This window comes from Mesorhizobium sp. M1E.F.Ca.ET.063.01.1.1, from assembly GCF_003998155.1.
Lineage (GTDB): Bacteria > Pseudomonadota > Alphaproteobacteria > Rhizobiales > Rhizobiaceae > Mesorhizobium.
The window spans coordinates 1-417 of sequence record NZ_RZSC01001682.1 but is presented as its reverse complement, the minus strand read 5'-3'; the positions used below and the strand labels follow the sequence as shown (position 1 = coordinate 417).

The 417-nt window shown below is 63.5% G+C and carries 1 protein-coding gene; it reads right to left on the bottom strand.

Features of this window, described 5'->3' with window-relative positions; all coding sequences use genetic code 11:
* On the bottom strand, window positions 1–417 hold a 417-nt coding region (locus EOA29_RS40405; RefSeq protein WP_281061166.1), incomplete at both ends, for a DNA gyrase C-terminal beta-propeller domain-containing protein.

The following is a 417-nucleotide window of genomic DNA, read 5'->3' as shown; positions in this document are numbered from 1 at the left end:
TCCGTCTCGCCTTCGGCGCTCTCTTCCTCGTCCGATTGCGGTTCTGAAATCCGCTCCACCGAGACGACCTTCTCGCCCTCGGCCGTGTTGAAGATGGTGACGCCCTTGGTGGCGCGGCTGGCAAAACGGATGCCGAAGACCGGAACGCGTATGACCGTGCCGCCATCCGAAACCAGCATGATCTGGTCATCATTGCCGACCGGGAAGGTCGCCACGAGCTGGCCGATCTCGGCCACCTTCGACACGTCGGTGGCGCGGATGCCCTTGCCGCCGCGCCCGGTCAGGCGGAAGTCGTAGGACGACGACCGCTTGCCATAGCCATATTCCGTCACCGTCAGCACGAAGCGCTCGTGCTCCTTGAGGAATTCGTAGCGTTCGTCGGAAAGCTCCGCCTCCTCGCCGATCTCCTCGTTGGTC